This window comes from Clostridium beijerinckii (genome assembly GCF_036699995.1).
GTDB lineage: Bacteria > Bacillota > Clostridia > Clostridiales > Clostridiaceae > Clostridium > Clostridium helianthi.
On the sequence record NZ_CP144906.1, the window covers coordinates 1,222,652 to 1,246,585 of the forward strand.

Genomic DNA, 23,934 nt, shown 5'->3' on the forward strand with positions numbered 1-23,934 from the left:
TGTTTATCTATAACGGAATATTATTTTGGAGGTATGTAAATGAAACTTCTTTTAATTGGTTCAGGTGGTAGAGAACATGCTTTGGCTTGGAAACTTGCAAAAAGTGAAAAGGTTGAAAAAATATTTGTTGCTCCAGGTAACGGTGGAACTGCAATTGAAAATAAATGCGAAAATGTAAACATAACTGATATTGATGAATTAATTAAATTTGCTAAGGAAGAAATTATTGATCTTACAATAGTTGGGCCAGAAGATCCTTTAACAAAGGGAATTGTTAATAAGTTTAAAACAGAAGGATTAAAGATATTTGGACCAGCTGAAAATGGAGCAATGCTTGAAGGTAGTAAAAGCTTTTCTAAAGAGTTTATGAAAAAGTATGGCGTTAAGACAGCAGAATACGAAACATTTACAGATGTCAATGAAGCGCTTAAATATTTAGAAGTATGTCCTTATCCAACAGTGGTTAAAGCAGATGGTCTTGCAGCAGGAAAAGGCGTTGCTATATGTGAAACTAAAGAAGAAGCAATAGATGCAGTAAAATCGTATATGGTAGATGATATCTTCAATGGAGCGGGTCAAAAAATAGTAATTGAAGAATTCCTAGAAGGTGTTGAGGCATCAATTCTATCTATAACTGATGGAAAGACAATAATTCCGTTCATATCAGGTAAAGACCATAAGCAGATATTTGATGGAGGTAAAGGACCAAATACAGGTGGAATGGGAGTATTAGCACCAAATCCTTATGTGACAGAAGATGTGATGAAGGATTTCGAAGAAAATATTATGGCTAAGACTTTAATTGGTATTAGAGAAGAAGGCTTTGATTATAAAGGAATAATCTTCTTTGGTATTATGATTACTGCAAAAGGAACTTATCTTTTGGAATATAATGTAAGAATGGGAGATCCTGAAACACAATCAGTTCTTTATCTAATGGAAAGTGACTTAGTAGAAGTCATTGAAGCAGCATTAAGAGAAGAACTAGATAAAACCACAATTAAGTGGAATGATGGTATCTGCATAAATGTCGTTTTAGCATCTAAAGGATATCCAGGAGATTTTGTTAAAGGATATGAGATAACAATTGATGAAAAAGTTAAAGATAAAGTATTCTTAGCAGGAGCTAAAGCAGAAGATGGAGTTTTAAAGACTAACGGTGGAAGAGTATTATCAGTTATTGGCCTTGGAAAAACTCTAGAAGAAGCCAGAAAAGACGCTTACGAAAATATTAAATATGTTACTTTTGAAGGGGCATATTGTAGAAGTGATATAGGAACACATAAATAAATATATTAAAGAAATGAGCTATTAGGTATTATCATGATTTAATCAATAACACCTGATAGTTTATTTTTTGCTATATATACCGCGGTAAGTTTCTATATCATAGTCTTAATTAAGAGCTGGTTTGCTAGAAATTTAAATATAAATTTTTTATTATAGGACATATGTTAAAGTTTGTATATATTTTTTTTATTAACTATTTGTTCATTGATTTCCAACTGATTACATGTTAAAATAATCATTAAATAGGAATATTATGTATATAAGGAAACTGTGATTCGAATATTTACTTGGGCACTTTATATTCGATGAGTTAATAGTGCAACCGACCTTTTTATTAAGGTCGGTCTTTTTTTGTCCGCTTAAATAAGTGTATAGATAATAAATTAAAATTGAGGTGCAATCTTTATGTTATTTTTTAATAGGTTAAAGAAATATGATGAACATGGGTTTGATTCAAAAGGAATTCATAAAAACGGTACAAAATTTAATGAAGAGGGTTTTGATAAAAAAGGGGTTCATAAAAATGGCACATATTTTAATACAGAAGGCTACAATATAGACGGGTACGATAAATATGGATATGATAAAGAAGGATATAATAGCGGAGGATATGACAGGCAAGGATATAACAAGATGGGATATAATATAAAAGGATATGATAGGCAAGGGGAATTTTTAGAAACAAGATATAAATGGAAAGTGAAATAGAAAAATAAAAATTGCTATAAATTAATTCAATAATATATGATGCAAAAATAATTCTTCATAAAATTTCTAAAAATATTGCAATAATTCTAGGCATAATTGTGAAATGTGAATTGTGCATTGCAACATATATGTTTATTTCGTGGGGTTACGGAAATTTTGATGGAAATCATTAAATGCAGGGGTGTATCTACTCGCGCATGTTCTAAATTTCGTTAGGACAAGCAAGGGAAGAACAGCTCTGCATTAACTGTTTTTAACAGCTTATTTTTATGTACTCTTAGTTTGAATATAGATAAACAATTTAAGAATTAGACTTATTAGATGAACATATTTGCAAAGTTGATAAAACTTCAATCTCATATCTTCACTAGAAATCATAAATATATTTTCATAGCTTTTCGGAATCAAAATATTTATGATTTCAGTAATTTATCACATAAGTCTAATTTTAAATTTAGATATCTGTATTGCAAGAATTTTAGCCGTAATTGTGAATTGTGAAATGTGCATTGTGAATTGTAACAAACATATGCTAATAAGTTTTTATTAAAAATTTCTAGGAATATATTGACATGTAATTCTACAGGGTGTAGTATAAAAATATAAATACTACACCTTGTAGAATTACATAGAGGAGATGATTAAATATGAAGCTAGGAAAGATATCGGACGCTGAAATGGAGATAATGAAAATAATATGGAAAAAGAATGATCAAATTACTACAGCTGAGATTTTAGACGCGCTTCCAAAAGAAAATTCATGGAAGGTAACAACGATAATGACGTTGATATCAAGATTAACTGAAAAGGGGATTTTGAGTGTAACTAAAGTAGGAAAGTTAAATAATTATTTTCCTAAGATTACAGAAGAAGAATATAGAGCTATTCAAACGGATAATTTCTTAGAAGATATGCATAAGGGATCAGTTAAAAACTTTATGGCAACATTGTTTAATAATAAGAAAATAAGTAATAAGGATATTGCAGAGTTGAAAGAATGGCTCAAAGAGGTGTAGGCATATGAATATTCTAAATTATATTTTGGAAATGTCACTAGCAGGCAGTTTTATGTTTTTAATACTTTGTTTATTTAGGCCATTTACTAAGAAAACTTTTAGTGCTACTTGGAATTATTATATGCTATTTATAACGCTTTTAATTTTTATTATACCTATTGGGAGTTTTGTTAAACTGCCTCAAATAGTGGAACATAAGAATTATTTATCGATGCAGGATAAGAATACGGTAGTGCAGCAAAATTATGAAAAGATGCTGAAGAGCAATGATAAAAGTGATGAGATAAGAGTTTTGCAAGGGGATGGTACACTTAAGCCTGTGAGCCAGAGTCAAGTAGACTTAAAGCAGACAAGTAAGTATGGCTCAAAAAATAATGAATAGAGATATGTTACTTTATGCATGGATATTAGGTGTACTCATACTAGTAATTAAGGAAACTTACGTATATATTTCTTTTTATGAAAAACTTAAAAGTGTAAGTGATATCATTGAGGATGAGTCTATAATTAATGTTTTTGAAAACTGTAAGAAAAAATTAAATATATATAGGAGGATAATTTTAAAAGAATGTGGCGGCATTAAAAGTCCAATGATTACAGGAATATTAACACCTACTATCACAATTCCTAAGATGGACCATAATCTGGATAAGCTTGAAATAATACTGGATCATGAATTAATTCATTTTAAACGTAAAGATTTATGGGTGAAGGTAGTTGCACTTTTAGCAAATGTAATCAATTGGTTTAATCCCATTGTTTATATTATTAGAAATAGGATAAATATAATTTGTGAGCTGTCTTTAGATGAACAACTTATAAAGAATATGGATAAATCAAAAAGAAAATATTATGGAGAAATTATATTAGAGTTAATAGAATATTCTCAGAATAAATCCCTAAGCTTAGGGGCATCAGTTTGTAAAAGTAGAAAGGAGATTGAGACACGATTGAAAAATATAGTGTTTTTTAAAAAGTCAAAAAAAATAATTGTTTGTATTTCACTTATAGTAACTATGATTTTTACATCTACAAGTTTGCTCGCTTCAAAGACTGTATTTGCTAGTAATAGTGATACAGCAAAAAGTGCTAAAGGGGCAGAATTTGCAGTATTTGTAACAGATGATGGGTTATATATGTCTGAATTAAAAGAAAATAACCCAGTTCTTCTTGATAAAAATGAAAAAATTAAATTGCCGAAAATATCTAAAGATGGGTCATATGTTGCTTATACTAAAGAAGATGATTTATATATTTGCAATATAGACACTCGTGAGGTAATTGAAGTAGCTAAAAATGTAGAGTCATATGACTGGAATAATTCTGGAAACCTAATTTGCTCTGTTAAAAATGCAGGTATGTCTATGTATAATACCAATACTAAAAAGTTAGTGGATATTATAAGCAATGAGTATGATTATTTTAATATAAATTGCGATAGTAAAAATAAGGTATATGCTAATAAACAGCTAGAAAGTACTACAGACAAAGGGAAAACTATTAAATCAATAGGTGTAATTAGCTATGACTTAGATACTAAAGAAGAGAATGTTATTTTGGAAGGTAAAGAAGGAAATAATAAAGAGATTGGAGAGCAGTATACAGCATCTGAGTTATTTGAATCCATTGGATCAAGACCTAATGTTGAAAGAATATCAAGTGATGATAGATATATGTATATATGGAACAAACCTAATTCAGGCTCAATGTCAGCTGATATGACAGAATTTGCAGTATATGATCTTTTAAGCAATAAATTTATAGAAAATAATAATATGATTGCATTAGCATATAAAGATAATATTTCTCAAAATCCAGTGGATAGCAGCATAGTTGCTGTTAATAATGGCGAATATAGAGACATGTATAGTAATAAGGCATTAGGAATTTTCGATATCAAAGCTAACAAATTTACAAGTCTAATTCCAGAAAATCAAGTGTCAATGACACCGGATTATTCCAGTGACGGAAAGAATATAGTATATTCTGGAGCTAATGCCTTAAAAGATGACATATCACAAAGTTCGAAAAACTGGGAAAGTGAACCGCACTATATTTATCAAGTGAACACTGAAACAAAAGAAATAACTCAAATTACAAATAACAAATCATTTGATTTCATGCCAAAATATATATCAGAAAATCAAATATTATTTGTAAGAAAAGATGGCGATTCATTTAGTTTATGGAAGACAAAAGATGGAGTGGAAACTAAGCTTGCTGATTCTTTGAATTTTAGATCAACTTCTTATACAAATACTTGGTACTATGGTCATTATAAAACTGAAAATGTTATAGACGTATATAAAAAGTAAATATTTCATATATATGTTGCAAAAATAATACTTCATCATAATTCTAAAAATATTACAAGAATTTTGGCCGTAATTGTGAATTGTGAAATGTACATTGTGAATTGCAATATATAAGTTCAATATGATAAAATACTCAATTGTACATAAATTGAGTATTTTATTATTTTAGTAGTTACTATTATTTCTATATCTAATTGGAAATGAATTAGTATAAGCCAAGATAGAATATAGTACTTTGAAGACTAACGGTTATAGAGTATTATTACTATTATTGCAGTGTTCATAAATGGAATGGTAATATAATTTGAGTATATTGAAATACAATGTTTAATTAGATATAATATTAATAAGAAACCAATGTAAATGATAGAAGATAAGGTAAGGTTAATAAGATGAACAAAACTTTAAAGGAATTAAATCTTGAAGATGACTTCCTTTTTGCAAAGGTTATGAGTGATAAAGCAATTTGTAAAGAATTATTAGAGAAAATTTTAGAAATTGAAATAGAAAAAGTTGAAATAGTTGAAGAACAGAAAACCATAGATTTATTACTTGAAAGTAAGGGAATCCGTTTAGATGTTTATGTTAAAGACGAAAATAATACAATCTACAATGTTGAAATGCAGAGAGGAAAGCATAAGAATTTGCCTAAAAGGCTAAGATATTATCAAGGAAGCATAGATTTAGACTTAATAAGCAAAGGCGAGGATTACAGAAAACTTACCAAAAGCTATATTATATTTGTCTGTACATTTGATTTATTCAATAAAGGTCGCCATAAATATACTTTTCAAAATTTATGTTTAGAAGACAATAGTATAATGTTAAATGATGAAGCTCAGAAAATAGTATTAAATACAAAGGGAATTATGAATGATTTAAGTGAAGAATTATTAGAATTCCTTGAATATGTAGAAGAATCAACAGATGGAATAGCAAAGAGAGCTAAAGGGAATCTTGTTAAAAGTATACATAAAAGAGTGCTGGAAGTTAAAAATGATATTTCGGTGGAGGTGCACTTCTTGAAAAAGTGCGAAGCGCAATCAAGATCTTATATGACTTTATTGGAAAGAGATAGAGAAAAAATTGAAGAAGGAAGAGAAGAAGGAAGAGAAGAAGCAATTAAACAATTGATATTAAAACAATATAGCAAAGGACTTTCTGTAGAGTATATTGCGGATATAAATGAAATAGATATTGAATATGTAAGAGATATAGTGAAAAATAATACATCTAAAGTTAATAATTAAAAAACTTTATGTAAAATTTGCTGATGGATTAATTTCCATCAGTATTATTTTTACTTATAATAGGTTAAATATAGGGATAAAACTATTTTACATAAAATGTACAAATTAAATTGCAATATATATAAGTTCAATATGATAAAATACTCAATTGTATATAAATTGAGTATTTTATTATTTTAGTGATATAATTCTAAAGAGGTGATAATTTTGGCTGAATCATATTTTTTTAATGAATTAAAGAAAATTGAAAGTATCGTTTGTATTGCTGAATTTGGGAGCTATAGAACAGAGTATTGGAACAAAGATAGAAGTGACATAGACTTAGCTGTTGTAGTAAAACCAAAAGTTTCATTTATGGACACCTTAGACATTGAAGATAAAATCATAGAATTATCAAAGCAATATTATAACTACGATAATATACATTTGACATTTGTTTTATTTAAAGATTTTGGAAGTAAGTATGCAAGATTTGCAGTAGATAGTAATAATAAATATATTATTGATGAAGAATTATGGTATGATTTTCAGCATTATGTCTTAAAATATGCGAGGAACAATGCAAACTTTGAAAAAGTATTAAAAATAGATGAGCAATATAGTTATTTTGGAGGAATTACAGATGAGTCCTTACTTTAGATATAAAAAAGAAAAATTTTTAGAAAAATATAAAGCTGCCTATGATAATTTAGAAAATTTAAAGGAAGCTATAAATGAATATAAGAAATCCAATAACAAAATAATAAAAAGGGCTGTTATAGCTTATTTTCAAGATTTTGCGGAATATATAATTGACATGTGTGAGAGCTATATAATCATAAATGATGGGAAAATAAGTAGTTCAGCTTCGGCATTAAAGCTTATTGAAGAAGCTTCTGAAATTGGATTTTTTGATGAGACATTAAAAAAATATTTATCAGTAGTAGTTAAGTTGAGAAATAGATATACTCATGATTATTATATTAGAGAAACAAGTGAAAATGAAATAGAAAAGTTTTGTTTGGAAAAATTAGCATATTTTGAATTGTTTTTAGAGGAAAGCAAGGACAATGTTATATTAAAATATAGAGATAAAAAATAATATTTTTAGAAATCCACAACCAAATTCTCTAGAAACCGAAACAATGAGTACCTGCTCTTTCGGTTAGTATCACATAAGTATGCATATAACAAATCAAATGAATGGATGAAGAGCAACATGGAAAACAAGAATTATTTATACAATAATTATATAAATATGGCGAGAAATTTAAGGTCGGAAAATAACTTATTAAAAGCCCTTTCTTTTTATCAAAAGGCATATGCCTTAAATATAGGAAAAGAAGATATAGAATTACTAATGGATATGGCATTAATTTATGATGAAATTGGGTTATCTGGTGATGCAGAGAAAAAGTATAGAGAAGTAATTGAATTAGATGAGGATGATGCTAGAGCATATTATGGCTTGGCAATAATATATGATGAAAATGATGAATTAGAAAAGGCTAAAAAATATTACGAGAAGGCTATAGAAAAAAATCCTAATTATGATAAAGCATATTTCTTTTTAGCAAATATATATGATGAATCAGGTGAAAAGGATAAGGCCATAAGTAACTATAAAAAGGTTATTGAGATAAATCCTAATTATATGTGGGCATATGCAAATTTAGCTTGTATTTTAGAAGAAAACAATGAAAATATTGATGCACTGAATTATATAAATAAGGCTTTAGAAATTGAGGATAGGCATTACAAGATATTATTTAATAAAGCAGTAATTTTAAATAAGTTAAATAAGATAGAAGAGAGCAAAGAATATTATTACAAGTCTATTGAAGCAAATCCAAATTATCCGTATAGTTTTTTAAATTTATCCGTAGCATATAGAGAAGAAGGTAATTTTGAAAAAGCTATTGAAGTAATAAGCGAGGGAATAGAAGAAAATGATGATGAAGGTTTTTTATATTATAATAGAGCTTGTTATTATGTAAATATAAATGAAAATCTAAAAGCATTAAGAGATGTAGAAAAAAGTATAGAATTAAATGAATTCTTTTTGGAATATATGAAGAAAGACAAAGAATTAGATCCAATAAGAATACTTGAAGAATACAAGAATCTTTGTATAGATATCCAAATTTAAAATTATAGTTATGTGTGGTAAAACCGAAATTAGATACAAATTTGTTCCAGCGGACTAATGAAATTTTCGCTGGATAGTTCTAAGTGGAAGGTTGAACCCATTTCTGCATGCTCCAAAAACAAGTTTAGGACAAGCAGAAAATGGAACAACCTTCAACTAAGAACCATCACGACTCAATTTCAAATGCCGCTTTCACAAACATGTATCTAATTTCTAGTATAATTCACAAAGATTAAAGTATAAGTATATCTTTTGGTTTGGGTATCTATAGATATCACAATCATAAACTATACTTAAACTATGAAATATATTCCAATTAGAAATGAGTAATATACTTTTGTGGAATGTTTCATTGGTAATTTTGATGGATGTGATTCTTTGGCTATAAGTTGTTCCAAATGTGCTAGTTCAAAAAGTGAGAATCGAAAAGTGATGCTCCAAATTTTATATTTGGTTCGCAGAACTTTCCCTGTGGGCATTTCACATTTCGTTATTCGAACTTTCTCTGTGAGCGCTTGTTCTTTGAAGCTAGCACTTTGGGTGCAACTTTATAGCATTAGAATCACCTATCAGAATTACCTAGAAACTGGAACAAAAGTATGTTATTCATTTCGGCGAGTTATATGCATAAGTTCATGTCTTAGTTTGGATACCTATATACAGTACTAGAAACAATAGAACGACTGTCCTTCCAGTAGCGGCGTGTATCCTCATTAATATAATCTATTTTTTAGGAATAAAATATTTAAAATAACAAAAGATAAACTTAAAGAATACTTTTTGTAAATAAGGTAGATTTGTTATAATATGGAGGAACAATAATGCGTAAAATAATAATCCGTTTGATAACGTTTGCAGTATTCATAACAGTATTCACAAGTAATTTAGCATATGCACAAATTCCGAGTGTACCTCAGCCTTATGGTCCTAAAATATCTAATTTACAGAATAAGGAAGATATTATTAACAGCTTAAATCAAATTAAAGTTATACGGGCAAATTTAACTGTATATAATATAAAACCAGATACACCAGTTGATGACTTGAAGAAGTTTGATGTTGAGATACAGCGTTACATTGAGCAGCTTAGAATTATTAGGACTAATTTGGTAAATCATGCTGATAAATATTCAAATTCAATTTCTGACGTGTTTTTTGCAGAACAAATTGTAATTATAGCTACTTGCTATATTGTAAGTTTAAAGCACCAACAACTCTTAGTAAGAGCAATAGAAAACAATGTGCCAGAAGCTTCAACATTATTTTATTCAACATATATGATACCAATATATTATTACCTTACATTAGGTGATGAACAAATAGCTTATACTCAAACATATACAGTAATCTCTTAATAAATTTAAATTCATGAAACGAATTAAGCAAAACAACATTTTTACATATACAGTAATCTCTTAATAAATTTAAATATATATTGCAACTCACAATGCACAATTTACAATGCACAGCTCACAATGCATAATTACGGCTAAAATTCTTTCGATATGTTTAGAATTATGGTGTAGAATTATTTTATGACATATATATGTTATGATGAGAAAAAAATTAAGAGCTTTGGAATAGATAGCATTATATAAGAAGAGATTTTGTTGAAATAATGGAAAATAAAATAAAAAGCAAAAGAAGCCAAGTTTTAAATATTAGAGCTTGGCTTCTTTTTTTATAACTTAATGTAATTAATTTGCATACTTAATAGTAGATAAGTCTGATGCATGTTCATATTCTATTGTTTCATTATTATATAGGAATTTTACACCATCAATCCATTCACCTTTAGATTTGTTATTTGATTGAAGAAAATTTTCAATCAAAGTATTAGCTGTAACTGAACCACCAGTTGATCCTTGGAATTTTGGAACCCATTTTTTATTATTTGAGTCAGTCAAGTTTATAGTGGCAACTTTTTTACCGTTAACAGTATTTATAGATTTAACTTCAATTGGTAAACTATCAAATTTCTTCTCTGATACAGCTTTTGCTAATTCTTTTAGCTTGTCCTGTAGAACGGAATTTTCATTTACTTCAATAGTACCTGATTCATTTGGTTCTAAAGAGTTATCATCTATACTATATATAGAAAGTTTTACCTTATTTACTTTTTTTGCATCGTTGGTAGTTTCATTAGCTTTTTTACTATCAGCATTAGAAGAGCCATTGTCGTCTTTGTTTTGCTCTACAGTAGTAGTGTTATTATCACTAGGCTTAGGGGAATCACTAGGCTTTGTGCTACAAGAAACCATTACAGTACTTAACATTAAAACTGTAGCTATAATTAACTTTCTAGTCATGATATGTACACCTCCTATGTTTAAAAATTAATATTATAGATAATATTAACTGATTTAATTAATTATATCATAGGAAATTGCTAATTAAAAGCGCACTCTCAACTGGAAAAAATTGAAAAAAATTTGACAATGTATTTTGAGTATAGTATATTTTGATTATCAAACTATTTGATTTTAAAACTTTTCGCACCATTTATTTTTTATATAAAATAATTATTTATGTTGCAATTGAGTTTCTACATTAATTATCTTAATTGAGCAGTTGGCTTACTAGAATTTTAAATGTAAGTTTATTATTGTAACATATGTATTTAATAGTTTTTGTTATAAAGAAAATTAAGGTATCTTAAAGATAAGACATATTAAGAAAATATAAAGTAAATATGTTTGTCTATATATTTGTCTCAAGTAAGGTAAAACTTTTCATGTGGTATTTTACATTCCATATGAATTAGGCGGAGTCAGTCTTAGGACAAAATATCATCGCGTCTTTTACTTATTATTTTATTTATATGTCTAATTGGTCAATAGATTGTTTATTTGGTATGATATTTAAAATTTTCATTACCAAATTTTTCATTTTATAAACACTGAATATAATTTTTGTTAGAAGATATTTTTGGATGCCAAAATGGAGAGTGCAGATAAATGGATAAATCAACAAAACTGATTAACGAGCTTTTGGTGCAGTTATTTAATGATGTCTTACAAATTGAGGAGCAAAGTTTAAAGAATGGTGTACTTTCAGATCTTTCAATAACAGAAATTCATACTATAGAATCCATTGGTATGTACAGTGAAAGAACAATGTCAGAGGTAGCGCAGAAATTAAAAATTACAGTAAGTACTTTAACAACTGCTATCAATAAATTAATTAAAAAAGGATATGTAGAAAGAAACAGGATAGAAACAGACAGAAGAGTTGTCCTTATTAAATTAACTAGAAAAGGAAAGTTAGCATTCAGAATCCATCAGAGATTTCATGGAGAAATGATAAATAATGCAATAGAAGGATTAACGTTAGAAGAAGAAGAAGTTTTAATTTCTTCTTTAAATAAAATAAATAACTTTTTTAAGGAAAAATATGAATTAGTATAATGAAGGAGAAAAATATGAGTAATATTAAAATTGCTGGAATTGGAGCATATCTTCCATCTCTAGTAGTTACTAATGATAGAATAAGTGAATTCGTTGAAACAAGTGATGAATGGATAGTGCAAAGAACAGGTATGAGAGAAAGAAGAATCTCAGAAGGAGAAAATACATCTGATATCTCAACAAAAGCAGCTAAACTTGCGCTTGAAAGAGCTGGTATTGATGCAAAAGATTTAGAACTTATTATTGTTGCTACAATTAGTCCAGATATGTTTATACCATCAGTTGCATGTCTAGTTCAAAGTAATTTAGATGCAAGCAAGGCAGCTTGTTTTGATATAAGTGTTGCATGTTCAGGATTTGTATACGGCTTGGAGACAGCTAAAGCTTTAATGATGTCTATGAACTATAAAAATGCATTAGTAGTTGGAGCTGAAGTTCTTTCAAAAGTAACAGATTGGACAGACAGAAGCACTTGTATTTTATTTGGAGATGGTGCTGGTGCTGCTGTACTTAAGAGGGATGAAGCACCAGGAATAATTAAATCATATTTAAGAGCGGATGGGAAAAAGGGGGAAGCACTTACTATAGGTGCTACTGATTTTGATACTCCTTTTTCAAAAGAAAAAAAATTAGCTAAAAGAACTATCGATATGAATGGTAGAGAAATACTTAGATTTGCAGTATCTGCAATAGAAGAAGCCGTTACTGAAGTTATGAAAGATACTAATGTCTCATTTGATGATATTAAATATATAGTACCTCACCAAGCAAATTATAGAATTATAAAATTAGCAGCAGAAAAATTAAAATTAAGCGAAGATAAGTTTTATTTAAACTTAGAAAAGGTAGGAAATACATCAGCTGCAACAGTGCCTATAGCTTTAAATGAAATGTATGAAAAAGGCTTACTAAATAAAGGTGATAAAATTATTCTTGTCGCATTTGGTGGTGGGTTAACTTATGCAGCAACATTACTTGAGTGGTAATTAAAAATAATAGTTAAATAAGCTTTTATTATTTAACTTTAAAATATATTTATCTATAAAAATGGAATGGGTATGGAAATAAATATCATGTCATTTGAGATTAGAAATAATACAAGATGCAATTTAATACTTATAAAAAAACCAATGTATAAACGTTGGAGAATATGAACTTATTTTTAACTTTTTAGTAATCTCATTGATAAAAATATGCTATAATAGTAAAATTACTTATCATAATAGGCAAAATGGCTATTATACATAGATAAGATTAAAATACAGGAAGTTCCATTATTATAGTAAGAGATAGTACATTAAGCGATATTTTGTGATTGGTAATGGTAGGAGGAATATGTTGTGGAAAAAAATAGAGTATGTGACCTGTTAAAAATAGAATATCCTATATTTCAAGGTGCTATGGCAAGAATTGCAGATGCATCTTTAGCTTCAGCGGTAAGTGAGGCTGGTGGACTTGGAATAATAACTGGGGCAGCGCCAACTGAATGGGTAAGGGAACAGATAAAGAAAACAAAGGAATTAACTAATAAGCCATTCGGTGTAAATATAATGTTAATGGCAGAAAATGCTGAGGAAATAGCAGAATTGGTATGTGAAGAAGGCGTGTCTGTTGTTACAACTGGTGCAGGAAGCCCAGGAAAGTATATGGAAAAGTGGAAAGCTCATGGAATAAAGGTTATACCAGTAGTAGCTTCTGTAGCATTAGCTAAGAGAATGGAAAAGTCAGGAGCTGATGCAATTATTGCAGAAGGTACTGAATCAGGTGGGCATGTAGGTCAGTTAACAACTATGACATTAGTACCACAAGTTGTTGATGCTGTAAGCGTACCAGTTATAGCAGCTGGAGGAATAGGTGATGGTAGAGGAGTAGCTGCATCATTTATGCTAGGCGCTGAAGGAATTCAAGTTGGAACAAGATTCTTAGTGGCAAAAGAATGTACAATACATCAAAATTATAAAGATAAAGTATTAAAAGCCAATGATATAGATACAGAAGTGACAGGAAGACCAACAGGTCACCCAGTTAGAGTTCTAAGAAATAAGCTTGCAAGAACTTATCTTAAGTTAGAGAAAGAAGGAGCATCTGCTGAAGAGTTAGAAAAGCTTGGAGTTGGTGCGCTTAAAAAGGCTGTTGTAGACGGTGATGTGGATAATGGATCACTTATGTCAGGTCAAATAGCAGGACTTATTTGCAAGGAACAATCATGTAAGGAAATGATTGAGGAATTATTTACAGAAGCAAATGAAATATTTAAGCGTTTTGGAGGGAATCATGAATAGTAGTAAAACTGCATTTCTTTTTCCAGGCCAAGGAGTTCAAACTATTGGAATGGCAAAAGAACTTTGCGAGAATATACCAGAATGTAAAGAAATATTAGATCGTAGTGAAGAAATTTTAAATATGCCTATCAAGAAAATGATGTTCGAAGGGCCAGAAGAAATTTTAACAGCAACAGAAAATGCACAACCAACAATCCTTGTTGCATCACTTATAGCGTTAAAAGCATTAGAGATAAATGGTATTGAAGCAGATTATGCAGCAGGCCTTAGCTTAGGAGAATATGCAGCGCTAATATACGGGGGAGCACTTTCTTTAGAAGAGGGATTACTTCTCATAAAAGAAAGAGGAAGAATAATGGGTAGTGCGCTACCAGAAGGCCTTGGAAAAATGGCTGCTGTGTTAAAATTAAATGATGAAAAGATACAAGAGTTATTAACTAGAGCAGGTGAATTTGGAATAGTTGAAGGGGCTAACTTTAACTGCCCAGGTCAAGTAGTTATTTCAGGAGAAAACAAAGCAATAGATGAAGCTGTAAAAATTGCAAAAGAATTAGGAGGCCTTGGAATTCCGCTAAAGGTTAGTGGACCATTTCATAGTTCCCTTCTTGAGCCTGCAAGTGAAGAATTCTTTAATACTATAAAAAATGTTGATATTAAAGAACTTAATAAAGTAGTTTATTCAAATGTTAAAGGGCTTCCTTATGAAAAAGAAGATGATGTTAAAGAATTATTAAAGAGACATATAAGAACATCAGTCCTTTTTGAAAAGACTATAAATCATATGATAGATAGCGGCGTAGATACATTTATAGAAGTAGGTCCTGGAAAAGCACTTAGAGGATTTGTTAAGAAAATAAATAAGAGTGCAAGTCTTTTAAATGTTGAGGATATGGATTCATTGAAAAATACAATTGATAAAATTAAAAGCAATCTTTAATATATAAATATATATTTATTAAAGGCAAGTCTCTACATTTTTATCTTAACTGACACTTGGTTTACTAAGATTTTTAAATGTAGGCTTGTTATTGTAAAATATAGAAATAGTTATTTAGAATGAGTAGATAGATTATAAATAATTATTAGCAGCTCAGTTATAGGTTAATTGTTTATAACAATAGGAGGTAATTTAATATATGCTAAAAGGAAAATGTGCGATTGTTACAGGCGCATCAAGAGGAATTGGAAAGGCAATAGCTTTAAAGCTTGCATCTCTTGGAGCTAATATAGTTTTAAATTATAGAAGTAATGAAAAAGAAGCATTAGAAGTTGAAAATGAAATAAAAGGCATGGGTGTAGAAACTTTATGCGTAAAAGGTGATATATCTAAGTCAGAAGAAGTTGATAATCTTATCAATTCTGCCAAAGAAAAATTTGGTACTATAGATATAATGGTAAATAATGCAGGAATCACAAAAGATGCATTAATAATCAGAATGAAAGAAGAAGATTTTGATAATGTTATTGATGTTAATCTAAAAGGTGTATTTAACTGCTTAAAAGCTATCACTCCAATTATGATGAAACAAAAACATGGAAAGATAATAAATCTTTCATCAGTAGTTGGAATTACTGGAAATGCAGGTCAAGTAAATTATTCTGCGTCTAAAGCAGGAGTAATTGGAATGACAAAATCATTAGCTAGAGAAGTTGGTTCAAGAGGAATCACTGTAAATGCAGTAGCACCAGGATATATCGAAACAGATATGACAGAAGCTCTAGCAGATAAATACAAAGAAGAGATGAAGAAGACTATACCGCTTAAGAGATTAGGAAAAGCAAGTGATGTAGCAAATGTTGTAGCTTTCCTTGCAAGTGAAAGTGCAGATTATGTTACAGGGCAAGTTATCCAGGTTGACGGTGGAATGTTAATGTAATGGAGGAAGTTTTATTTATGGAAAGAAGAGTAGTAATTACGGGGATGGGAGCTCTGACTCCGATAGGAAATGATGTAAGTACGTTTTGGGATAATGCAAAAAGCGGAAAGCTAGGAATAGATTATATAACTTTAGTTGATAAAGATTTAGTAGATGTAAAAATAGCAGCAGAAGTTAAGGGCTTTGATCCAGATACTTTAATAGGAAAGAAAGAAGCAAAGAGATTAGATAGATTCGCACAATTTGCTTTGGTTGCATCTGATGAAGCAATAAAGAATTCAGGAATAGATTTAGAAAAAGAAAATCTAGAAAGATTTGGAGTAATGCTTGGATCTGGTATAGGTGGATTTGAAACTATTGAAACTGAATGTACTAAAATTGCAACTGGAAAATCTAAGAGAGTATCTCCATTTTTCGTTCCTATGACAATAATAAATTTAGGTGCAGGAAATGTAGCTATTAAATATGGATTAAGAGGACCATGTACATCAGCAGTAACTGCTTGTGCAACAGGAACAAACAATATTGGTGATGCATTTAGAACAATAAAACATGGTTATGCAGATGTAATGCTTGCAGGTGGAGCAGAAGCACCTATAACTAGACTTGGAGTTACTGGATTCCATAGTATGAAGGCATTAAATTCAGGAAATAACCCAGAAAGAGCTTCTATTCCTTTCGATAAGGAAAGAGGTGGATTTGTAATGGGAGAAGGTGCAGGAGTTGTAATTCTTGAATCTTTAGAGCATGCTGAAGCTAGAGGTGCAAACATCATAGCTGAAGTTGTAGGATATGGATCAACTTGTGATGCATATCATATTACATCTCCAGATCCAGAAGGAGCAGGAGCTTCAAGAGCTATGGCTGATGCGTTGCAAGAGGCAGGAATTAAACCAGAACAAGTTTCTTATATAAATGCTCATGGAACTTCAACAGAATTAAATGATAAATTTGAAACAGCAGCTATTAAAAAGGCGTTTGGAGAAGATGCATACAAAGTTCCGATATCTTCAACAAAATCTATGACAGGTCATCTTTTAGGAGCAGCAGGAGCAATAGAAGCAATAATATGTGCAAAGGCTCTTGAAGAAGGATTTATCCCGCCAACAATCGGATATAAAACAAAAGATGAAGAATTAGATTTAGATTATGTGCCTAACGTTGGAAGAAAGCAAGATTTAGAATATGCGCTTACTAACTCTTTAGGCTTTGGTGGACATAATGCCACTTTACTTTTGAAAAAGTGGAAATAATAAAGATATATTTGGTAAAATAAAAAGTGTTACATATATTTTATGCCAGAAAAGTTAAATGCAGTTAATAAGAAATATTAACTTTTGAATGTGACTTAGTACGGCATAAAATATATAAATAATATTTTTGAATAAGATATATATATACATTGCAAAAAATAATTCCTAAGAATAATTCTAAAAATATTATAAGAATTTCATACGTAATTGTGAATTAAAAATTGAGCAGTGTGAATTGTGCACTGTGAAATGATAATTGAGCATTGTGCATTAAGCTGTGAATTGTGCATCGTGCATTGTGAATTAAATTATGAATTGTGCATTGCAACATATATATAAGAGGAGGATATTTTTATGGACTTTGAAAAAATTAAAGAGCTTGTTAAATTGGTTGATTCTTCAAGTTTAGCCTTTTTTGAGCTTCAAAGTGGAAATGATCATATAAAGATGGATAAATCATTAACTAGAGGATTAGCTGATAATGGTGCAGGAAATTATACACCAGCTGTAAACAATCAGGTTAACACTGCTGCTAGTTCACTTAGTTCAGTAGAAAGATCAGAAAATCATATAGTGGAGAAAGAAGAAGTAAAGGCTGCTGAAAAAGAAGTAGTTATAGACGATAAGGATGTAAGTATTATAACTTCTCCTATGGTTGGAACATTTTACTCTTCAGCATCACCAGAAAGCTCACCTTTCGTAGAAGTTGGCGGCACAGTTTCTAAGGGAAAGGTTATTTGCATTATAGAAGCTATGAAACTTATGAATGAAATTGAAAGCGAATATAATGGAGTAATAGTAGAACGCTTAGTTAAAGATGGAGATATGGTAGAATATGGCCAGCCACTGTTTAAGGTTAAGGGGGAATAATTAATGCTTAACATAAATGAAATAAAAAAAATTATACCACATAGATACCCAATGCTTTTAATAGATAGAGTAACCGAAATGGAAATAGAAGAAAAGCAATTTGTAAGAGGGTATAAGAATGTGTCTGCAAATGAAGCATTCTTTCAAGGGCATTATCCTGAAGAGCCAATTATGCCAGGAGTACTTCAAATTGAAGCTTTAGCTCAAACAGGGGCAGTAGCTATTCTTTCAATGGAAAAATTTAAAGGAAAAACTCCGTTATTTGCAGGTATTAATAAAGCAAGATTTAAAGGCAAAGTTGTACCTGGCGATAAATTAGATTTATATTGTGAAATAATAAAAATTAAAGGACCTGTAGGTATTGGAAATGGAATAGCATCAGTTGATGGAAAGACGGTTTGTGAAGCGGAAATAATTTTTGCAATACAATAGGATAGGTGATAAAGATGTTAAAGAAAGTGCTAATTGCCAACAGAGGAGAAATTGCAGTTAGAATAATTAGAGCTTGTAGAGAAATGGGAATAAGTACAGTAGCTGTTTATTCAGAAATAGATAAAGAAGCACTTCATACTCAACTTGCAGATGAAGCTGTATGTATTGGTTCTGCAATGCCTAAAGATAGTTATTTAAACATAACAAACATTCTAAGTGCATGTGTTTTAACTGGAGCTGACGCTATACATCCAGGGTTCGGATTTTTATCAGAAAATCCTAAATTCGCAAAGATGTGTAGACAATGCAATATTAAATTTATAGGTCCTGATTATGAGACAATTGAGCTTATGGGAAATAAGGCCAAGGCAAGAGAAATCATGAAAGCTTCTGGTGTTCCTGTGGTACCTGGATATGAAGGCGAAATAAGAGACGAAGCTCATGCTTTAGAAATTGCAAAAGGTATTGGATATCCAATAATGATAAAAGCATCAGCAGGTGGCGGTGGTAAAGGAATAAGAGTTGCACATAATGATGAAGAATTCTTAATGGGCTTTAAAACTGCTAAAACAGAAGCAAAAGCTTGTTTTGGAGATGATTCGTTATATATAGAAAAATTTGTTCAAAAACCAAAGCATATTGAGTTTCAAATATTAGCTGATGAACATGGAAATGTAATACATTTATGCGAAAGAGAGTGCTCAATGCAAAGAAAGAACCAAAAGGTTTTAGAAGAAGCACCATCAAATGTATTAACAGAAGAATTAAGAGCTAAAATGGGTGAAATTGCAAAGAAAGCAGCTTTAGCTGTAGATTATAAGAATGCAGGAACTATAGAATTCTTGTTTGATAGAGATAATAATTTCTACTTCATGGAAATGAATACGAGAATACAAGTAGAGCATCCAATTACTGAAATGATTACAGGTATAGACTTAGTAAAAGAACAATTGAAGATAGCTTCAGGAGAAAAATTAGCTTATACTCAAGATGATATAAAGATTAAAGGTCATGCAATAGAATGTAGAGTTAATGCAGAAGATCCAGAACATGATTTCAGACCATGTCCAGGAACAATCGAAGAGCTTTGTGTCCCAGGGGGTATGGGAGTAAGAGTAGATTCAGCTATATTCTGTGGGTATAAAATTCCTCATTGCTATGATTCTATGATAGCTAAATTAATTACTTTTGGTAATAATAGAAATGAAGCTATTGTAAAAATGGATAGAGCATTAGCAGAATTTGCAGTAGGTGGGGTAAAGACTAATATTGATTTTGAATTATCAATACTTCATACTAAAGAATTCTTAGAAGGAGATTATGATACTTCATTTTTAGCAGAAAAGATGGTGAAGAAGAATGCTTAAGGATTTATTTGTAAAAAGACAATATGCAACTGTTAAATCCTCAACGTTAAAAAAGAGTGTTTCTGAAGAAAAGCCTAATATACCATCAGGTATGTGGGAGAAATGTGATAAGTGTAATTCAATGATATATGCAGAAGACTTAGAAAATTCTAAGTTCGTCTGTGCAACTTGTGGTCATCATTTTAGACTTAATGCAAAAGAAAGAATAAAAGTATTTTTTGATAAAGATACTTTTAAGGAATTCTGGAAAGACTTAAAAACTACTAATCCATTAGATTTTAAAGGCTATGAAGAAAAGTTAAAGAGCGGAAAGACTGATAGTACAGAAGCTGTTGTTACTGGAGTTGGAAAGCTAAATGGTATAGAAGTAGCATGTGCTATTATGGATAGCTTCTTTATGATGGGAAGTATGGGAACTGTAGTAGGGGAAAAGATTACAAGACTTATAGAGCATGCTACAGAAAACAAGCTTCCATTAATAATCTTCACAGCATCTGGCGGTGCTAGAATGCAGGAAGGTATTTTTTCACTTATGCAAATGGCGAAGATAAGTGCAGCTCTAGCAAAGCATAGTGAAGCTGGTCTTTTATATATTTCTATATTAACAGATCCAACAACTGGAGGAGTAACTGCAAGTTTTGCAATGGAAGGTGATATCATTTTAAGTGAACCTGATGCATTAATAGGCTTTGCAGGAAGAAGAGTAATTGAAAATACAATTAAAGAAAGTCTTCCAGATAATTTTCAAAAAGCAGAATTTTTACTTGAAAAAGGTTTTGTTGATGCCATTGTTGAAAGAAAGAATATGAGAGCATGTATATATAAAATTCTTATTTTGCATGGAGTGAGGAATTAATTATGGATAAAGATTTTATGAAAATTAATGTAACACCATGGGAAAGTGTTGAAATAGCAAGGCACAAAGACAGACCAACAGGAAAATACTATATAGAAAATATATTTAAAGATTTTATAGAATTTCACGGTGATAGAAACTTTGGTGATGATAAAGCAGTAATTGGTGGAATCGCATCAATAAATGATATAAGCGTAACTGTTATTGCAATCACAAAAGGATCAAATACAGCCGAGAACATAGAAAGAAATTTTGGAATGCCAAATCCAGAAGGATATAGAAAAGCATTGAGACTTATGAAACAGGCTGAAAAATTTAAAAGACCTGTAATATGTTTTGTAGACACACCAGGAGCATTTCCGGGTAGTGGTGCAGAAGAAAGAGGTCAAGGCCAAGCAATTGCTAATAATCTTTTTGAATTAAGCAGATTAAAAACACCAATAATTTCTGTTGTCACAGGTGAAGGTGGAAGCGGAGGAGCTTTAGCATTAACTGTCGCAGATAAAATATTTATGTTAGAACATTCTATATATGCTGTTCTTACACCAGAAGGTTTTGCGTCTATTCTTTGGAAAGATGCAAGTAGAGCTAAAGAAGCAGCAGCAGTTATGAAAATAACTTCTAAGAACCTTAAGGATTTTAATATAATCGATGGTATTATAAAAGAACCTAGGGGTGGAGCACATAAAAACCCTGTTAAAACAGCAGAGGTTCTTAAGAAAACAATTGTAGATAGCTTGTTAGAATTAAAAGAAAAAGATTTAAATGAACTAATAGATAATAGATATAATAAATTCAGAGCTATGGGAAACTTTTATTAATTTTATAGTATAAATCTATAGATATCGAACTTTAAAGCTAGACTTATGTGATAACTTACCGAAATCATAAATATTTTGATTCCGAAAAGCTATGAAAATATCGCTGAAGGTTCTAAGCGGCAGGTTGTATCCACTTTAGCATGCTCCAACTTTTAGTTTGACAGGCTAAAATGGAACAACCTACAGCTAAGAACCTTTAACAGCTCATTTTCAAATGTTTTCTCCACAAATATATTTATGATTTCTAGTGAAGATATTAGCTTAAAGTTTTAGCAACTTTGTAAATATGTTCATCTAATAAGTCTAATTCTTAAATTGTTTATCTATAGCTTATAATTGATTTATATATGGCAAGATTTAATATAGGGGCTAGAGAGTAGAGAATACTCTTTAGTCTTATTTTTGTTTTATTAAAATAACTTATAGGATATAATATAATAAATCAGTTAAAGATCGGTGGTGTATGTAGAGTATGAAGAAAAGGTTTAATAGCACAGGGGTCTGTGTTTCGAGAAAATACTATATGGTTGACATAAGTAATAAAATTGAAGAAATAAAAAAACTTATAGATAATGAATTCTATTTTACTATAAATAGGCCTAGACAGTATGGAAAAACAACTACTTTGAATGAGATAAATAATAAATTAAAGGATGTATATTTAGTTATAAATATAAGCTTTGAAGGAATTGGAGATATTGTATTTGAAGATGAAAAAAGCTTTTGTAATAAATTCTTGAAACTAATAATTAAAGATCTAGCATTTTCAGATAAAGAAGAAAGCAGGAAGCTAGAAAATTTAAGCAGAGAAATTAGCGATATTGAAGAGTTATCAGAAATAATAACACAGTTTGTTGAGAATGCCAAAAAGGATGTTGTTTTGATAATAGATGAAGTAGATAAAAGCTCAAATAACCAGTTGTTTTTAAGCTTTCTTGGAATGCTTAGAAATAAGTATTTAGCTAGGGAAGTTGGAAAGGACTTCACTTTTAAAAGTGTTATTCTAGCTGGAGTGTATGATGTGAAAAGTTTAAAACTAAAGATTAGAAATGAGAATGAGGAAAAATACAATTCTCCATGGAATATTGCAGTGGATTTTAATATTGATATGAGTTTCTCGCCCAAGGAAATAGCTACTATGCTAAATGAATATGCTATAGAAAATTCTTTATCTATAGATATAGATAAACTTAGTGAAGAGATTCACTTTTTTACAGATGGATATCCATTTTTAGTTAGCAGGCTATGTCAAATTGTAGATGAAAAAATTTATAAATTGGATAAAAAGCCTTGGGTGAGTGAAGATATACAGAAGGCGGTTAAAATTATTTTAGAAGAAAAAAATACTTTATTTGATAGTTTAATTAAGAACTTAGAAAACAATAAAGAACTTTATGATTACATTGAAGACATAATAGTGAGGGGAAATGATAAGAGCTTTAATAATGATAATCCTCTTGTTGATTTAGGGGTGCTTTATGGATATTTCAAAAATACAGATGGCAAAGTTCAAATATCTAATAAAATATTTAGGGAAAGAATTTATAATTATATGATATCAAAGTTTGAAAATAATTATAGTAATATGGAGAAATATAACTTCAAGGAAGCCTTTGTTAAAGAAAATGGAGAATTGAACATAGAAAAAATTCTAAAAAGGTTTCAGCAGTTTATGAAGGAACAGTATTCTTCTAAGGATAAAGAATTTGCAGAACATCATGGAAGATTATTATTTTTAGCATTCATAAAACCAATAATAAATGGAACAGGATTTGATTTTAAGGAAGTTCAAGTTTCAGAAGAAAAAAGGTTAGATGTAGTTATAACATACAATAATTTTAAATATATAATTGAGATGAAAATCTGGAGAGGTTTAAAATACCACGAAAAGGGAATCGAGCAGCTTTGTGATTATTTGAATATACATGATTTAAATGTGGGATATTTATTAGTTTTTGACTTTAATAAAAACAAAGAGTTTAAAGAAGAAAGATCTAATATTAATGGAAAAGATATTTTTCAGGTATATGTTTAAGTTAATCAGATCAATATCATAGGTTTC

23 protein-coding genes and 1 riboswitch are annotated in these 23,934 nt (G+C 29.9%); of the genes, 22 read left to right on the plus strand and 1 reads right to left on the minus strand.

Features of this window, described 5'->3' with window-relative positions:
• Window positions 1-39: 39 nt before the first annotated feature.
• The 10 genes from purD to PZA12_RS05705 all read left to right on the plus strand — a co-directional run bounded on the left by purD (window position 40) and on the right by PZA12_RS05705 (window position 10,062).
• Entirely contained in the window at window positions 40-1,290 is a 1,251-nt protein-coding gene (gene purD, locus PZA12_RS05660) for a phosphoribosylamine--glycine ligase (RefSeq protein ID WP_077840107.1), read from the plus strand.
• Between the two features lie 254 nt (window positions 1,291-1,544).
• A riboswitch (cyclic di-GMP riboswitch) is annotated at window positions 1,545-1,627 on the plus strand.
• Between the two features lie 68 nt (window positions 1,628-1,695).
• Window positions 1,696-1,998: a hypothetical protein gene (locus PZA12_RS05665; protein WP_017210862.1), complete on the plus strand. Its 303-nt coding sequence runs from the start codon at window positions 1,696-1,698 to the stop codon at window positions 1,996-1,998.
• A 647-nt stretch (window positions 1,999-2,645) separates the two neighbouring features.
• Complete coding sequence (locus PZA12_RS05670) at window positions 2,646-3,014, plus strand: BlaI/MecI/CopY family transcriptional regulator (protein WP_103697858.1); 369 nt, start codon at window positions 2,646-2,648, stop codon at window positions 3,012-3,014.
• Window positions 3,015-3,018: 4 nt separating this feature from the next.
• Window positions 3,019-3,396 carry a hypothetical protein gene (locus PZA12_RS05675; protein WP_242984800.1) on the plus strand — a complete coding sequence of 126 codons (378 nt, stop codon included), beginning with the start codon at window positions 3,019-3,021 and terminating at the stop codon, window positions 3,394-3,396.
• On the plus strand, window positions 3,374-5,329 hold the full coding sequence (locus tag PZA12_RS05680; protein ID WP_242984799.1) for a M56 family metallopeptidase: 1,956 nt from the start codon (window positions 3,374-3,376) through the stop codon (window positions 5,327-5,329). Before PZA12_RS05675 ends, PZA12_RS05680 begins: the two co-directional genes overlap by 23 nt.
• Window positions 5,330-5,721: 392 nt before the next feature.
• On the plus strand, window positions 5,722-6,579 hold the full coding sequence (locus PZA12_RS05685; protein WP_078116400.1) for an Rpn family recombination-promoting nuclease/putative transposase: 858 nt from the start codon (window positions 5,722-5,724) through the stop codon (window positions 6,577-6,579).
• A 198-nt stretch (window positions 6,580-6,777) separates the two neighbouring features.
• Window positions 6,778-7,218, plus strand: coding sequence for a nucleotidyltransferase domain-containing protein (locus PZA12_RS05690; RefSeq protein ID WP_338481378.1), 441 nt, complete (start codon window positions 6,778-6,780; stop codon window positions 7,216-7,218).
• Window positions 7,202-7,660 carry a HepT-like ribonuclease domain-containing protein gene (locus tag PZA12_RS05695; RefSeq protein WP_078116398.1) on the plus strand — a complete coding sequence of 153 codons (459 nt, stop codon included), beginning with the start codon at window positions 7,202-7,204 and terminating at the stop codon, window positions 7,658-7,660. The genes PZA12_RS05690 and PZA12_RS05695 overlap by 17 nt, the downstream gene beginning before the upstream one ends.
• Window positions 7,661-7,777: 117 nt before the next feature.
• Window positions 7,778-8,707 (plus strand): tetratricopeptide repeat protein, encoded by a 930-nt coding sequence (locus tag PZA12_RS05700; protein ID WP_103697857.1) that lies wholly within the window; start codon window positions 7,778-7,780, stop codon window positions 8,705-8,707.
• 821 nt (window positions 8,708-9,528) lie between these two features.
• Entirely contained in the window at window positions 9,529-10,062 is a 534-nt protein-coding gene (locus tag PZA12_RS05705; protein ID WP_103697856.1) for a hypothetical protein, read from the plus strand.
• Window positions 10,063-10,404: 342 nt separating this feature from the next.
• Here the strand turns inward: PZA12_RS05705 and PZA12_RS05710 are convergent, their stop codons facing one another.
• A complete protein-coding gene (locus PZA12_RS05710; protein WP_078116395.1) occupies window positions 10,405-11,016 on the minus strand; it encodes a hypothetical protein in 612 nt (203 codons plus the stop codon).
• 648 nt (window positions 11,017-11,664) lie between these two features.
• On the opposite strand from PZA12_RS05710, the gene PZA12_RS05715 reads away from it, so the two are divergent.
• The 12 genes from PZA12_RS05715 (at window position 11,665) to PZA12_RS05770 (ending at window position 23,907) form a co-directional block, all read left to right on the plus strand.
• Window positions 11,665-12,114 (plus strand): MarR family winged helix-turn-helix transcriptional regulator, encoded by a 450-nt coding sequence (locus tag PZA12_RS05715; RefSeq protein WP_078116394.1) that lies wholly within the window; start codon window positions 11,665-11,667, stop codon window positions 12,112-12,114.
• Between the two features lie 14 nt (window positions 12,115-12,128).
• Window positions 12,129-13,100, plus strand: coding sequence for a beta-ketoacyl-ACP synthase III (locus PZA12_RS05720; protein ID WP_103697855.1), 972 nt, complete (start codon window positions 12,129-12,131; stop codon window positions 13,098-13,100).
• A gap of 354 nt (window positions 13,101-13,454) precedes the next feature.
• Window positions 13,455-14,396, plus strand: coding sequence for an enoyl-[acyl-carrier-protein] reductase FabK (fabK, locus tag PZA12_RS05725; RefSeq protein ID WP_103697854.1), 942 nt, complete (start codon window positions 13,455-13,457; stop codon window positions 14,394-14,396).
• On the plus strand, window positions 14,389-15,333 hold the full coding sequence (gene fabD / locus PZA12_RS05730) for an ACP S-malonyltransferase (protein ID WP_103697853.1): 945 nt from the start codon (window positions 14,389-14,391) through the stop codon (window positions 15,331-15,333). The genes fabK and fabD overlap by 8 nt, the downstream gene beginning before the upstream one ends.
• A gap of 199 nt (window positions 15,334-15,532) precedes the next feature.
• Window positions 15,533-16,273 (plus strand): 3-oxoacyl-[acyl-carrier-protein] reductase, encoded by a 741-nt coding sequence (fabG, locus tag PZA12_RS05735; protein ID WP_017210853.1) that lies wholly within the window; start codon window positions 15,533-15,535, stop codon window positions 16,271-16,273.
• A 17-nt stretch (window positions 16,274-16,290) separates the two neighbouring features.
• The gene (fabF, locus tag PZA12_RS05740) at window positions 16,291-17,526 is read left to right on the plus strand and encodes a beta-ketoacyl-ACP synthase II (RefSeq protein WP_023973445.1); all 1,236 of its coding nucleotides are present in this window, start codon (window positions 16,291-16,293) and stop codon (window positions 17,524-17,526) included.
• A gap of 354 nt (window positions 17,527-17,880) precedes the next feature.
• Window positions 17,881-18,396: an acetyl-CoA carboxylase biotin carboxyl carrier protein gene (gene accB / locus PZA12_RS05745; protein WP_103697852.1), complete on the plus strand. Its 516-nt coding sequence runs from the start codon at window positions 17,881-17,883 to the stop codon at window positions 18,394-18,396.
• A gap of 3 nt (window positions 18,397-18,399) precedes the next feature.
• Window positions 18,400-18,828, plus strand: a complete 429-nt coding sequence (gene fabZ, locus PZA12_RS05750) for a 3-hydroxyacyl-ACP dehydratase FabZ (protein ID WP_017210851.1) — start codon at window positions 18,400-18,402, stop codon at window positions 18,826-18,828.
• 14 nt (window positions 18,829-18,842) lie between these two features.
• Entirely contained in the window at window positions 18,843-20,195 is a 1,353-nt protein-coding gene (locus PZA12_RS05755; protein ID WP_077842840.1) for an acetyl-CoA carboxylase biotin carboxylase subunit, read from the plus strand.
• Window positions 20,188-21,051 carry an acetyl-CoA carboxylase, carboxyltransferase subunit beta gene (accD, locus tag PZA12_RS05760; RefSeq protein WP_103697851.1) on the plus strand — a complete coding sequence of 288 codons (864 nt, stop codon included), beginning with the start codon at window positions 20,188-20,190 and terminating at the stop codon, window positions 21,049-21,051. The genes PZA12_RS05755 and accD overlap by 8 nt, the downstream gene beginning before the upstream one ends.
• Window positions 21,052-21,053: 2 nt before the next feature.
• Window positions 21,054-21,872, plus strand: coding sequence for an acetyl-CoA carboxylase carboxyltransferase subunit alpha (locus PZA12_RS05765; protein WP_103697850.1), 819 nt, complete (start codon window positions 21,054-21,056; stop codon window positions 21,870-21,872).
• A 472-nt stretch (window positions 21,873-22,344) separates the two neighbouring features.
• Entirely contained in the window at window positions 22,345-23,907 is a 1,563-nt protein-coding gene (locus PZA12_RS05770) for an AAA family ATPase (protein WP_103697849.1), read from the plus strand.
• Window positions 23,908-23,934: the final 27 nt, after the last annotated feature.